We start from the raw sequence: 14064 nt of genomic DNA, 5'->3' as shown, positions 1-14064 counted from the left end.
TCAAAGTGAAGAGGGGGTTTTTATATTGATAGAAATGAGGGAGATTCGTGAAATTACTAGATTTATTATCAAAAGGAATTGTAATAGGTGATGGTGCGGTTGGGACGTTATTGCATTCACATGGCTTGCAAAGTAGCTTTGAAGAATTGAATGTATCTGATCCAGACTTAATTATATCGATTCATAAACAATATGTAGCTGCTGGAGCAGATGTAATTCAAACGAATACGTATGGAGCAAATGAGGCGAAATTACGTATGTACGGATTAGAAAATCAAGTTACAGAAATTAATAGAGCGGCAGTAAAACTGGCGAAAGCATCTGTTACAGATAAAAATGCAATTTTAGGAACAATTGGTGGTATGAAACATATCGGAGCCGTTACAACGACTGATATGGAAAGGGAGTTTATGCTACTTGAACAGGCAGGGGCTTTACTAGAAGAACAGGTTGATGGATTACTATTAGAAACTTTTTACGATGAATTTGAATTACTTCATGCTGTTAAAGTATTGCGTAAGCAAACGAACATTCCAATTGTTGCTCAATTAGCGTTACATGAAGCAGGTACGACTCAAAATGGAAATGATGTCAATGAAATATTAAAGCAACTTATAGATTACGGTGCAAATGTTGTTGGATTAAATTGTCAACTAGGGCCGCTTCATATGACGGAGGCTTTCAAAATGATATCGATTCCGCAAAATGGCTATTTATCAGCATACCCAAATGCAGGTCTCCCGAATTATGTGGAGGGACGTTACGTATATGAGGGAAGCCCAGCTTATTTTGAGGCGATGACGCCGAGATTTATTGAGCAAGGTATTCGGTTATTAGGTGGTTGTTGTGGTACGACTCCAGAACATATTCAAAGTATGAAGCACGCTGTTGCGAATGTTACACCTGTAATAGAAAAAGACACCATTCAAAGGCCGAAAGTTGTTCATACGCATGAGAAACGTTCGAAGGCTCACGTCACTCTAGCAGAGAAAGCGAAAAAACAAACGACAGTTGTAGTGGAATTAGATCCACCGAAAACGTTAGATACACAGCGGTTTTTTGAAGGAGCAAGAGCTTTAAAAAGAGCGGGAGCAGATGCTATTACTCTAGCAGATAATTCATTAGCATCGCCTCGTATTTCTAATATGGCAATGGGTGCGTTATTAACGAAGCATGATATCCCGGTATTGACACATTTAACGTGTAGGGATCATAACGTCATTGGACTACAATCTCATTTGTTAGGTTTATCGGCGTTAGGGATGGAAGAAGTGTTAGCTTTAACTGGTGATCCAGCGCGCGTTGGTGATTTTCCTGGTGCAACTTCTGTATACGATTTGTCCTCTATTGAGCTCATTAAAATGATTAAAGAAATGAACGATGGACGTTCAATTTTAGGGAAATCAATTGGACCGGCGACAAGGTTTTCTGTAGGCGGCGCATTTAATCCTCACGTGAGGCACTTAAAAGCAGCGGTTAAGCGAATGGAACGAAAAATAGATGCTGGAGCGGAATATTTTTTAACTCAGCCAATTTACGATATCGCGTTAATTGAAGAAGTGTATGAAGCGACAAAGCATTTGGAACAACCTATTTTTATTGGAATTATGCCGTTAGTAAGTAAGCGGAATGCAGATTTTCTTCATTTTGAGGTACCGGGTATTACTCTTCCAGAAGAAATAAGAGAGAGAATGGATGGACACGAAACGAAAGAGGCGGCAATTGAGGAAGGGATTCGCATTTCGCAAGAATTGATCGACGCAGCGATGAAATATTTTAATGGTATTTATCTTATTACACCATTTTTAAAATATGAAATTACAGAACATCTTGTTAAATATGTAAGAGAAAAGCAAGAAGTGAAAGAAGGTATTAATTGATGAAGTGTATAGAAGAAAAATTACAAAATAGCATTTTAATATTAGATGGTGCAATGGGAACAATGATTCAGCAAGAGGATTTAACTGCTGAAGATTTCGGAGGAGAAGAGTACGAGGGCTGTAATGAATATTTAGTAGAAACAAGACCAGACGTTATTTTAAAGATTCATAAAGCTTATATTGAAGCTGGAGCGGATATTATTGAAACAAATACATTTGGGGCAACGAATATTGTACTAAGTGATTATGAGCTGTCTCATTTAGATGAAGAACTAAATGAAAAGGCAGCACTTTTGGCGAAGCAAGCTGTTAAAGAAAGCGGTAAGGAAGTATATGTTGCGGGAGCGATGGGACCAACAACGAAAGCAATTAGTGTTACTGGTGGTGTGACTTTTGAAGAATTGATTGTGGCTTATACAAGGCAGGCACGAGGATTATTAAAAGGAGAAGTTGATGTATTACTCGTTGAGACGAGTCAAGATATGCGTAACGTGAAAGCAGCTTATATTGGAATTCAAGCTGCTTTTGAAGAACTGAAAAAAACGGTTCCTATTATGATTTCAGGAACGATTGAGCCAATGGGAACGACTCTGGCTGGGCAAACAATTGAAGCTTTTTATTTATCAGTAGAACATATGAAACCATTATCTGTTGGGTTAAATTGTGCGACTGGTCCGGAGTTTATGAGGGACCATATTCGTTCACTATCTGATTTATCGGAGTGTTACATTTCTTGTTATCCAAATGCAGGTCTTCCTGATGAAGATGGACATTACCATGAGTCTCCATCTTCTCTCGCTGAAAAGGTGAAGCGATTTGCTGAAGAAGGATGGGTTAATATTATCGGTGGTTGTTGTGGCACGACACCAGAACATATAAAAGCAATGAAAGAAGCACTAGCATCTCTTAAGCCTCGTGACCATCATGAGAGAGAAGGACATGGAATTAGTGGATTAGAGGCACTGCAATATGATGAGTCTATGAGACCGTTATTTGTAGGTGAAAGAACGAATGTTATTGGATCACGTAAATTTAAACGATTAGTAGCAGAAGGGAAATTTGAAGAGGCTGCTGAAGTGGCAAGAGCGCAAGTGAAGAAAAATGCTCATATTATTGATATTTGTATGGCAGATCCTGATCGTGATGAAATAGAAGATATGGAGAAATTTTTGACAGAAGTTACGAAAGTGTTAAAAGTACCGATTATGATTGATTCAACGGATGAAAATGTTATGGCAAGAGCACTTACTTATATTCAAGGAAAAGCTGTTATCAACTCTATTAATTTAGAAGATGGAGAAGAGCGTTTTGAAAAGGTAACACCGCTTCTTCGTAAGTATGGTGCTGCAATTGTAGTTGGTACAATCGATGAAGATGGTATGGCAGTAAGTGCTGAAAGAAAATTAGAAATTGCAAAAAGAAGTTACGAATTATTAACGACGAAATATGGGATACGCCCGTCAGATATTATTTTTGATGCACTTGTGTTTCCAGTAGGGACAGGTGATGAAGAATATATTGGTTCAGCGGCAGCGACTATAGAGGGCATTCGCCTTATTAAAGAAGCGTTACCAGAGTGTTTAACGATTTTAGGTGTAAGTAACATATCATTTGGTTTACCACCGGCTGGACGTGAAGTATTGAATTCCGTCTTTTTATATCATGCTACGAAGGCTGGATTAGATTACGCGATTGTTAATACGGAAAAATTAGAACGCTATGCGTCGATTCCAGAGGAAGAAAAACACCTTGCAGATGCATTACTGTTTGAAACGACGAAAGAGACGTTAGAAGAATTTACAAACTTTTACCGAGTCGCTAAAAAGAAAGATGTCGTTGTGCAAGAAACGTTAACGCTAGATGAACGACTAGCAAATTATATTGTAGAAGGTACGAAACAAGGATTACACGAGGATTTAAGTCTTGCACTTGAAGAAGGAAGAAAACCTCTTGATATTATTAACGGTCCGCTTATGACAGGGATGGATGAGGTAGGACGACTATTTAATAATAATGAACTTATTGTTGCTGAAGTATTGCAAAGTGCCGAAAGTATGAAAGCTGCTGTAAGTTATTTAGAGCCACATATGGAATCTAGCGATAGTGCAAAAAAAGGGAAAGTATTATTAGCAACTGTAAAAGGTGATGTGCATGATATTGGGAAAAATCTCGTTGAAATTATTTTAGCGAATAACGGATATGAGATTATTAATTTAGGAATTAATGTACGTTCGGATCGAATTGTTCAAGAAGTACAAGAAAAGAAGCCGGACATTATAGGCCTTTCAGGTTTATTAGTAAAATCAGCGCAACAAATGGTAACGACTGCTGAAGATTTAAAAGCAGCAAATATTGATGTGCCCATTGTTGTAGGTGGTGCAGCGTTAACGAGAAAGTTTACAGATAATCGGATTTCACCATCATATAAAGGGCTCGTTTGTTATGCGAGTGATGCGATGACGGGGCTCGATATTATTAATAAGCTTCAAAAAGAAGAAGAGCGTGAGAAGATGAAACAGGATAAAAAAGAACGTCATCTTCATATCGTAAAAAAAGAGGAGAAGAAAGTAGAAATTCCAGCAGTAATTGAGCCATTACCGAAGGCTGAGGTTATGGTGCCTGATTCAACAAAACGAATTGTATTACGTGATATTCCGGCTCTTCATCTCGCTCCATTTTTAAATAGACAAATGCTACTTGGGCATCACCTTGGATTAAAAGGAAATGTGAAGAAGCTTTTGAAAGAGGGAGATAAGAGAGCACATGAATTAAATGATTTAATAGATGAATTATTGCAGGAAGGACAATCTTGGTTAAAGCCGAAAGCAGTGTATCAATTTTTCCCAGCGCAAAGCGACGGACAAAACATTGTAATATATGATCCAGAAGATCATACGCGTGTTATAGAGCGTTTCACATTCCCTAGACAAGGAAAGGCTCCCTATCGTACTTTAGGCGATTATTTGCGCCCAATTGGAGATGAGATGGACTATGTTGCTTTCTTATCTGTTACGGTTGGGGAAGGAGTTCGGGACATTGCTGAAGAGTGGAAGGCGAAAGGTGATTACTTACGTAGTCATGCCATTCAATCGTTAGCGCTTGAATTAGCAGAAGGACTTGCTGAAAAAACACATATGCTCATTCGTGACCGCTGGGGCATTCCAGACTCACCTGAACTGACGATGGAAGAACGTTTCCGTACGAAATATAGAGGAATACGCGTGTCATTTGGTTATCCGGCGTGTCCAGAACTTGCAGATCAAGAAAAGCTATTTCGCTTAATTCATCCAGAGGAAATAGGTATTTCATTAACAGAAGGATTCATGATGGAGCCAGAAGCGTCCGTAACGGCTATGGTATTTTCTCACCCTGAGGCAAGATATTTTAGTGTATTATAGTCTAGAAGGGGGAGACGTATGAAGAAAATAGTCTTTACAGGTGGCGGTTCGGCAGGACATGTAACACCTAATTTAGCCATTATCCCATATTTACAGGAAGACAACTGGGATATCTCTTACATTGGTTCTCATCAAGGTATTGAGAAAACGATTATAGAAAAGGAAGGCATTCCCTACTATAGTATTTCGAGTGGAAAGCTACGTCGTTATTTTGATTTAAAAAATATAAAAGATCCTTTTCTTGTAATGAAGGGGGTTATGGATGCGTATGTAAGGATTCGAAAACTAAAACCAGATGTGATTTTTTCAAAAGGCGGTTTCGTATCCGTACCAGTCGTAATTGGAGGATGGCTAAATAGAGTACCAGTTTTATTACATGAATCTGATATGACGCCAGGACTAGCAAATAAAATTGCGCTTCGTTTTGCTTCGAAAATATTTGTTACATTTGAAGAAGCGGCGAAACATTTACCGAGAGAAAAAGTAATATATACGGGATCTCCTGTACGTGAAGAAGTGCTGAAGGGAAATCGTGAAACAGGTTTAGCATTTTTAGGTTTTTCACGTAAAAAGCCAGTTATTACGATTATGGGAGGTAGCTTGGGCGCGAAAAAAATTAATGATACGGCTCGAGAAGCATTACCAGAACTTCTTAAAAAGTATCAAATTGTTCACCTTTGCGGAAAAGGTAACCTTGATGAAAGTTTACAAAATAAAGAAGGATATAGACAATTTGAATATGTACATGGAGAACTGCCAGATATATTAGCGGTAACAGATTTTGTTATTTCACGCGCGGGCTCCAACGCAATTTTTGAATTTTTAACATTACAAAAGCCGATGGTTTTAATTCCATTATCGAAATTTGCAAGCCGTGGAGATCAAATATTAAATGCAGAGTCCTTTGAAAGGCAAGGGTATGCCTCCGTATTATATGAAGAAGATGTAACTGTAAAATCTCTTATAAAGTATGTCGAAGAATTGAATCAAAATAATGAGAAGTATAAAACAGCACTAAAAAAATATAATGGAAAAGAAGCAATTAAAACAATCATTCAAAATATTTCAGAGGCATGATGAAACAATCATGCCTCTTTTAGTAGGGTGAAAGATTCCAAGAATTGATATTTTTATGTTACAATAAAGTGAAACTTTAATCAGTTGGGGGCATCCTCCATCTAACTTCTTTGCTTTCACTGGAATTTGAGGAGGGGGTTTTACTGCCCTCAAATAGCGGGATAACAAATGGGTTAATAGGGAAATTCCAATTAATGAAGCGTGAAAATACGAATGGATTAGGAGTGACTGTGTTGGAGCTAAGTCTCTATGAAAATACTGCACTTATTATATGCTTTGTGTTGTACGTTGGTAGTGTTATTGTTTATATTTCAAGGAAATTTTCGCAAGAAAGAGAGCTTGAAAAATCAGAGATAACAGCTGAACTAGAAATGTTAGCTGATGAAAGTTATAAAAAACAAAAAATAAAAGAAGACCATGAAGCATCCCATCATTTAAACGCAAATAAGTTTTAAAGATGGGGATTTTTTTTGAAGTTGTTCTTTATTATAGCTATAACAATTAACGCTAAAAAGGAGTTTCCCCATACATAATGAAGGAGTGTATATAAATGAATTTTTATATCGCCTCAGGTTTCCAAAATAAACATCTTGTATGTTCCGTAGCAAATGAACTGAAACATGCAGGATGGCACCATACATATGATTGGACCAAAAACGAAAGAGCAGTGAATCAAGAACAATTAAGAGAAATTGGTCAGGCAGAAAAAAATGCTGTAAAAGAAGCGGATGTGTTTTTACTTATATTAGATGGCGGAAACGGGAGCCATACAGAGTTTGGAATGGCGATTGCACTAGAGAAAACGATATATGTATATCATGCAGGAAACCCGCTCCAAACAACGTTCTATCACTTGCCAGAAATAAATATTTTTGAAGGAGATGTAGCTGAGTTTGCATCTTATGTTATGAATCATGTGAAATAATAGTAACTACCTAAAAGGTTATAAAAGTGATCTTTTGGGTACAGTGATGATAAGAAACGTATATAAAGGAGTACATAATATGAAATTAGAAAATGGATGGGAAACGAGCTTTTTAGAAGTCGTACAAAATAGTGAATTTAAGAAAGAGGCACTTCTTAGTCAATTGCTTTGTCAGGATAGTGAAGAAGTAGAAGAGCTTGTGGATGATTACGGCTACGAAGAACTTGTTGAACGTGAACATGATGATGAGTTAGCTGAAATCTTAGGAGAAGAACTTTTTAGTGAGATGGAACGCCAAGTATTCTTATCTTCAAACCCAGAAGAAAAACTTATTGCATTCGTCAATGGATTAGGTTTTCATGTGTTAGATTGGATCGTTCTTCTTGAAACAGAATTTGGCATTGATAGTGCAAACTTTACATCAGATGCTGTAAAGGTGTTAGAAAAGCGTTTCAGACAGTTTCCGTACATAGAGGACAATATAATTTTTGATATGACATTTGGAGAATCGATGGATGTATTAGAATCTGTTACAGGATTACAACTAAAGGAAAAGATGAACATATAATGAAAAAAGAACGTGATTCAATCACGTTCTTTTTTTACATAATAATAATTTTATCATCTAGTTTTGTCTGCCCGGTAAGAAGTGCGTTTAAATATTCCACTTTTCTTATACAAGCTTGTATATGTCTTTCAACCTCTTGTAACTCTGCTTGGTGATGTGTTTCAATTGGATGAATTTGTACGTTGAATTTTTCAAATTGACTACTATATGTTATTTCTGCATAGCCGCTCATAATATCGGTTTCGTTATGAAATAAAAATTGCCTCGTTTTGTCACAGAATGATACATCCTGAAAGCCATATACTTTTAATGCTTCAATTACTTTTTTAATCATTTTTGTATTCATTTTTTTAACCCTCTTTACGAAGTTCTACTTTTATATTATAACATAAAAAATTACATAGAAAGCGCTTCCAAGTGTATTTTATTATAAACTTTACGTTTCAATCACAAAAATGAAACAAAGAAAAAATAATTGTAAAGAAGGAAGGACTCTTTTATTGTTTCGTCATATATATAGAGAAATAGTGCAATGAAAGGAAATTTTCCGAGGTGGAGATCGTATTTCCAATTTGAGCGCAGTAAAAGAGGTGAGAATCTTGAACTTTGATATTGTAGGACAAAAAGCATATATAAAAGATGGACCGCATCGGAACCGAATTGGAATTGTAAAGAAAAACGAGACAAAATTAGCATCGCAGTTTGCTATTGTAATTGGAGAACAAATTATTGATGTAGAGCTAAAGGATATCGTGTTAGTTGGAGTAGACGTAGGACAATTTCATAAATGGTGCGAACAAAATGGTTATTTGTGAAAAGGACGGGCTGTGAGATAATGAAATATATTTGAGGAAAGAGAATATATTATTGTATTCTCTTTTTCTATGTTTAAGGAGGCGAAAATGAAATATAAAGAACAGGAGTTTACGTTGGAGTTAAAAGAGAACATTCAATGTATGGAGAAGGAAATAGAGCGAATATCACTTAAATTGTATAAAGAGTATTCGCATTTATACATAGAAAAAAACATGGAATTAGATATGGGATTTGCAAGAGAAAAAGAGAATCCCTTTGAGGTGGGTTATTATTCAACAGTTGCTATAGCTATATTAGATGAAGAAAAAGAGATGATCAAATTTCACAATATTCCAATTTATGAATGGTAAAGAATCTTTTTAGGAATGCCAATTCATTCAAACATTTTGGGTAGTAAGAAAGTAGGAGAACTCGCTGATGAATCTTGTTATGAGATTGAGGAAGAGTTAAAAGAGCAATTAGAAGAATACTTGGAGTGATAATTCTCAAGATAAGATCTATAAAGAGGGAACGGAATAAAAAAGACGCTAACAATTGTATGTTAGCGTCTTTTTTTCATTATGAAGCAATTTCACCAGTTTTTGTATCATCTTGATTGTACGTATCTTGATCTAATTCACCAAGCCATTTACTTGAAATAAGACCTGCTGTCATAGAACCACTTACGTTAAGAGCTGTACGACCCATATCGATTAATGGCTCAACCGAGATAACTAGAGCAACAATACCGATTGGTAAGTTCATTGTAGATAGTACGATTAAAGCTGCGAATGTTGCACCGCCACCAACTCCGGCAACACCGAATGAGCTAATAGCAACAACAGCGATTAAAGTTAAAATAAATTGTGGTTGTAATGGATCAATTCCTACAGTTGGAGCGACCATCATTGCAAGCATTGCTGGATAAATACCTGCGCAACCGTTTTGTCCGATAGATACCCCAAATGAAGCTGCGAAGTTTGCAATTCCTTCGGAGATACCAAGCTTTTCTTTTTGAGCTTCAATATTTAATGGCATCGCACCAGCACTAGAGCGAGATGTGAATGCAAAAGTTAGTACAGGGAACACTTTTTTCAAATATTGAATTGGATTTAAACCAGACAATGCAATTAATAATAAGTGAATGATAAACATTACGATAAGTGCTACATAAGAGGCTAACACGAAGTTACCAAGCTTTAAAATAGCATTTATATCGCTACCAGCAACTGTTTTTGCCATAAGAGCTAATACGCCGTATGGAGTAAGGCGTAAAATTAATGTTACCATACGCATTACGATTGCATATACAGCATCAAGCATTTTCTTAAATAGCTCTGCTTGTTCTGGATATTTTCGTTTTACACCTATAAAGGCAATGCCGATAAAGGCTGCAAATATTACGACAGAAATTGTTGATGTTGGACGAGCGCCTGTTAAATCAAGAAACGGATTTGTAGGCAATAGCTCTAATAATTTATCTGGAATTGTTGTCTTTTCAATAGAAGTAAATCTTTCTTCAACTAGTTTCAGACGAGCAGATTCTGCATCACCTTGTTGCAAGCCTGTTGCAGATACATCAAATCCTGCACTTGCAGCGATACCGACAGCTGCAGCGATTCCTGTAGTAAGAATTAAAATTCCGATAATAAGACCACTAATTTTACCAAGGTTTTTCGTTAACTGTAATTTTGTAAATGCTGAAATAATAGATACTAAAATAAGTGGCATAACGATCATTTGAAGTAATTTCACATAACCGTTACCAATTAAGCCAAACCAAGTATTTGATTCAATAATTACTTTAGAAGTTGGCTCATAAATGAATTGTAATATAAGACCGAATAAAATTCCGACTCCTAAAGCGGTAAATACACGTTTATTAAAAGATACATGCTTACGTTGCATATAATATAATACGCCAACTAAGATGAGCATGACTGCAACGTTAATTCCGACAAGCAGTGTATTCATGTTGATTCCCCCTAATTCCAATCTGTTATATAGAATATAAGGTAATAAAACCTATAAGTCAACTAGGAAATTCCGGGATTAAAAAAAAGATGGCAAAATGCCATCTTTTAATGTCCAGCCCCAGGGACAAGTAAAAATGTCGTGTAGTATGTAAATCCTATGAAGAAAACAGTTAAATATGCCCCAAATACGTATATATACATACGCTCTGTTAATTTTAAATAGCTTAAAAGTACGAAGAAACCTGTTTGTCCTAAAAATAGTAGTGCAGCCTGTTGCATATCTCCTACGTAAAACATAACCGAGAAAATTCCAGTCCAAAAGCCGAGAACGCGAAACATGCGATCCATGCTATTTCCCTCCTTTTCTAGAAAAAGTAAAACCTCTTTTCATTATAGTTTATTTTTCTTACTATTGTAAATATTCGTTTATATAAAAAGAAGCCAATTATTATTGGCTTCTTTTTATATGATAAATTAAATTGTTAGTTTATAATTACAAGATTTACATCCATCTAATAGACTATCATGTCGAGTTAATTCCATGTTAGGGAATAGGATTTCAAAAATGCCTTTCATCATATCTCCGTGCATGTTACAAATTTCAGTTGGATGATGAACAGCAACTTCTTTAAATGGACAATTGTGTACATCATAGAAAATTTTTGTTCCATCTGCACTTAATTCAAATGCAGGTGATAAGCCGGCTGTTGAGAAAGCTTCTTTTGCAATTTGAACTTTTTGCTCTACTGTTAAAGCATCTTCACTCACATTTAAACGTTGCATATGTTGTTGCATTAATTCGGCCCCGAATTGTTTTCCTGTTTCGTATAGCGCTTTTTCACCAGCAGCGCCAAGGCTAAGTAAAGAATTAAATGCTATTCTTGCTAACAATTGATAATCACGGAATGGAAATTGCAATTGAATAACATCTTCAGATAAGACATATAATCTGCTTGGTCTTCCGCCTTTTCCAGTTTTCTTCGTTTCCGATTTAAGCATATGAACATCTTCTAATTTAGATAAATGTAAACGCGCTACGTTTGGATGAATATCGAATTCATCTGCAATTTCTTGTACAGTTACGTAACTATGTTTTTGCGAAATATATTTATAAATGTAATAACGAGTTGGGTCAGCTAAAACACCTGTAATTTTTAAAGCTTGTTCCATGAGGATCTCCACCTTTATCACTTTATCCAAGATAATAACATTATAATACAGATAAACATGAGTATAGGTAATTTCAGACAATAATTCAGAAATTGTTCATAATTTCACAAACATATTTTTCCTTTTTGTTCTAGTGGAAATACAAAATTCCAAATTTTTATTGTGCATGTTTTCATGCTATATACATAGTGAGGAGGGAAAAGTGATGAATGGGATTGAAATTTTTGCGAATACAATTTTAAAAGAAGCGTGTAGGGTACAAGCGTCAGATTTACATATTGTGCCCCGGCAGAAGGATGTAGCGGTGCAACTACGTGTAGGAAAAGATTTAATGACGAGACATTGTATTGAAAAGGAGTTTGGAGAAAAACTTGTCTCACATTTTAAATTTTTAGCATCTATGGACATAGGAGAGAAACGGAAGCCACAGAATGGTTCGTTGTATTTGCAAATTGATGGACAAGAAGTGTATTTACGCCTTTCAACACTTCCAACAGTATATCAAGAAAGTCTCGTTATTCGCCTTCATTTACAAGCATCTGTGCAGCCCTTATCACATCTTTCGTTATTTCCAAGTACGGCAGCAAAACTACTCTCGTTTTTACGCTATTCACAGGGGCTACTCGTGTTTACTGGACCGACTGGTTCTGGGAAGACAACGACAATGTATGCATTATTAGAGGTAATTAGAAAAAAGAAAACACGTCGCATCATTACACTTGAAGATCCAGTTGAAAAAAGAAGTGACGATGTATTACAAATTCAAATAAATGAAAAAGCGGGTCTCACATATGAAACAGGGTTAAAGGCTATTTTACGTCATGATCCAGATATTATTTTAGTCGGTGAAATCCGTGATGAAGAAACAGCAAAAATAGCTATAAGAGCAAGTTTGACAGGACATTTAGTCATGACAACGCTGCATACGAATGATGCGAAAGGAGCAATCATTCGTTTCATGGATTATGGTATAACGAGGCAAGAGATTGAACAGTCTTTATTGGCTGTAGCTGCACAGCGACTTGTCGAATTGAAGTGTCCGTTTTGCAGAGGAAAGTGCTCAACTTTATGTAAATCAATGAGGCAAGTAAGGCAAGCAAGCATTTATGAGCTGCTATATGGATATGAGTTAAAACAAGCGCTTAAAGAAGCAGATGGAGAATGTGTTACTTACAAACATGAGACTTTAGAATCGTCAATAAGAAAAGGATATGCTTTAGGTTTTTTAGAAGATGATGTTTATGTTTAAGAAAACTTGGAGTTTAAGTGATCAAGTAGTATTGTTGAAACGTTTAGGAGAATTACTAGAAAAAGGCTACTCTCTTTTACAAGCATTAGAATTTTTACAGTTTCAATTACCTGTAGAAAAGAAAGTACAATTGCAGCACATGATTGAGGGGTTAAAAGATGGGAAAAGTCTACACGATTCTTTTCATCAGTTAAAGTTTCATCAGGACATGTTAAGTTATTTATTTTATGCCGAGCAACATGGTGATATTTCTTTTGCTTTGCAACAAGGAAGTGCACTTCTTTATAAGAAAGATAAGTATAGGAGAGATATGATGAAAATCATGCAGTATCCTATGTTTTTAATGTTTTTTCTACTAATCATGCTTTTTATTTTCAACCTCATTTTATTACCTCAGGTTGAAATGGTTTATAGTTCGTTCGGTTCTAATACACCACTACTTACAGAACAAATTTTAAGTGCAATAAAACTGCTACCTTACATTATTTTAACCGCTATTTTAACTGTTATTATTGGATGTAGTTTGTATATGTTGTATTTTAGGAAACTTCCACATATTAGCCAGGTAAAAATCATGCTTCGTATGCCCCTCATCAAAACATTTCTTATTTTAAAGCATTCACATTATTTTGCTACTCAGTTGAGTGGTTTATTAAATGGTGGACTATCAGTATGCGAAGCTTTAACAATAATGATGGAGCAAAGATATCATCCGTTCTTTCAATATGAAGCGAGCCGGATTGAAAGACAATTAATTGGAGGAGAACAGTTACAATCTATCATTGCTAAAAGTGGGTATTACGAGAAAGAACTTTCTTATGTTATTACGCATGGACAAGCAAACGGCAATTTAGCGATTGAATTAGGTGACTATAGCGATCTTATTATGGAAAAGATGGAACGGAAAATTAAACATATGTTAGTTATCATTCAGCCTATTTTATTTACATGTATTGGAGGAATCGTTGTCCTTATGTATTTAGCGATGATTATGCCAATGTTTCAAATGATGAATTCTATTTAGGG

General features: G+C 35.8%; 13 protein-coding genes and 1 pseudogene. 10 read left to right on the top strand and 4 right to left on the bottom strand.

Going from position 1 to position 14064, the window contains the following annotated elements; genetic code table 11:
• Nucleotides 1-47 precede the first annotated feature (47 nt).
• From N2V79_RS20875 to N2V79_RS20850, 6 genes are all read left to right on the top strand, one after another.
• A complete protein-coding gene (locus N2V79_RS20875; protein ID WP_000770353.1) occupies nt 48-1880 on the top strand; it encodes a bifunctional homocysteine S-methyltransferase/methylenetetrahydrofolate reductase in 1833 nt (610 codons plus the stop codon).
• A complete protein-coding gene (gene metH, locus N2V79_RS20870; protein WP_340720194.1) occupies nt 1880-5278 on the top strand; it encodes a methionine synthase in 3399 nt (1132 codons plus the stop codon). Before N2V79_RS20875 ends, metH begins: the two co-directional genes overlap by 1 nt.
• An 18-nt stretch (nt 5279-5296) precedes the next feature.
• Entirely contained in the window at nt 5297-6355 is a 1059-nt protein-coding gene (murG, locus tag N2V79_RS20865; protein ID WP_089171761.1) for an undecaprenyldiphospho-muramoylpentapeptide beta-N-acetylglucosaminyltransferase, read from the top strand.
• Nucleotides 6356-6549: 194 nt separating this feature from the next.
• Entirely contained in the window at nt 6550-6810 is a 261-nt protein-coding gene (locus tag N2V79_RS20860; protein ID WP_000817964.1) for a DUF3966 domain-containing protein, read from the top strand.
• 95 nt (nt 6811-6905) lie between these two features.
• Nucleotides 6906-7280, top strand: coding sequence for a nucleoside 2-deoxyribosyltransferase (locus tag N2V79_RS20855; RefSeq protein ID WP_001012331.1), 375 nt, complete (start codon nt 6906-6908; stop codon nt 7278-7280).
• 79 nt (nt 7281-7359) lie between these two features.
• Nucleotides 7360-7848 carry a hypothetical protein gene (locus tag N2V79_RS20850; protein ID WP_141544804.1) on the top strand — a complete coding sequence of 163 codons (489 nt, stop codon included), beginning with the start codon at nt 7360-7362 and terminating at the stop codon, nt 7846-7848.
• A gap of 34 nt (nt 7849-7882) precedes the next feature.
• Here N2V79_RS20850 and N2V79_RS20845 read toward each other — a convergent pair whose 3' ends face one another.
• Nucleotides 7883-8194, bottom strand: coding sequence for a hypothetical protein (locus N2V79_RS20845; RefSeq protein ID WP_001093240.1), 312 nt, complete (start codon nt 8192-8194; stop codon nt 7883-7885).
• Between the two features lie 253 nt (nt 8195-8447).
• Here N2V79_RS20845 and N2V79_RS20840 point away from each other — a divergent pair, with 253 nt between their 5' ends.
• Nucleotides 8448-8663 (top strand): DUF3912 family protein, encoded by a 216-nt coding sequence (locus N2V79_RS20840; RefSeq protein ID WP_001008326.1) that lies wholly within the window; start codon nt 8448-8450, stop codon nt 8661-8663.
• Between the two features lie 87 nt (nt 8664-8750).
• A pseudogene (locus N2V79_RS20835) lies at nt 8751-9143 on the top strand (hypothetical protein).
• Between the two features lie 79 nt (nt 9144-9222).
• Here N2V79_RS20835 and N2V79_RS20830 read toward each other — a convergent pair.
• The 3 genes from N2V79_RS20830 to N2V79_RS20820 all read right to left on the bottom strand — a co-directional run bounded on the left by N2V79_RS20830 (nt 9223) and on the right by N2V79_RS20820 (nt 11789).
• Nucleotides 9223-10617: an L-cystine transporter gene (locus N2V79_RS20830; protein ID WP_001094344.1), complete on the bottom strand. Its 1395-nt coding sequence runs from the start codon at nt 10615-10617 to the stop codon at nt 9223-9225.
• Nucleotides 10618-10724: 107 nt separating this feature from the next.
• A complete protein-coding gene (locus N2V79_RS20825; protein WP_000375619.1) occupies nt 10725-10967 on the bottom strand; it encodes a DUF2626 domain-containing protein in 243 nt (80 codons plus the stop codon).
• Nucleotides 10968-11093: 126 nt separating this feature from the next.
• On the bottom strand, nt 11094-11789 hold the full coding sequence (locus N2V79_RS20820; RefSeq protein ID WP_000434107.1) for a helix-turn-helix transcriptional regulator: 696 nt from the start codon (nt 11787-11789) through the stop codon (nt 11094-11096).
• A 205-nt stretch (nt 11790-11994) separates the two neighbouring features.
• Here N2V79_RS20820 and comGA point away from each other — a divergent pair, with 205 nt between their 5' ends.
• Complete coding sequence (gene comGA, locus N2V79_RS20815; protein WP_001013187.1) at nt 11995-13038, top strand: competence type IV pilus ATPase ComGA; 1044 nt, start codon at nt 11995-11997, stop codon at nt 13036-13038.
• Nucleotides 13031-14062, top strand: coding sequence for a competence type IV pilus assembly protein ComGB (gene comGB, locus N2V79_RS20810; RefSeq protein WP_083530659.1), 1032 nt, complete (start codon nt 13031-13033; stop codon nt 14060-14062). Before comGA ends, comGB begins: the two co-directional genes overlap by 8 nt.
• Nucleotides 14063-14064 lie beyond the last annotated feature (2 nt).

The organism is Bacillus sp. CH_70, assembly GCF_038007045.1.
Lineage (GTDB): Bacteria > Bacillota > Bacilli > Bacillales > Bacillaceae_G > Bacillus_A > Bacillus_A cereus.
Note: the sequence above shows the minus strand (reverse complement) of the source record. Positions and strands in the feature narration are given on the sequence as shown.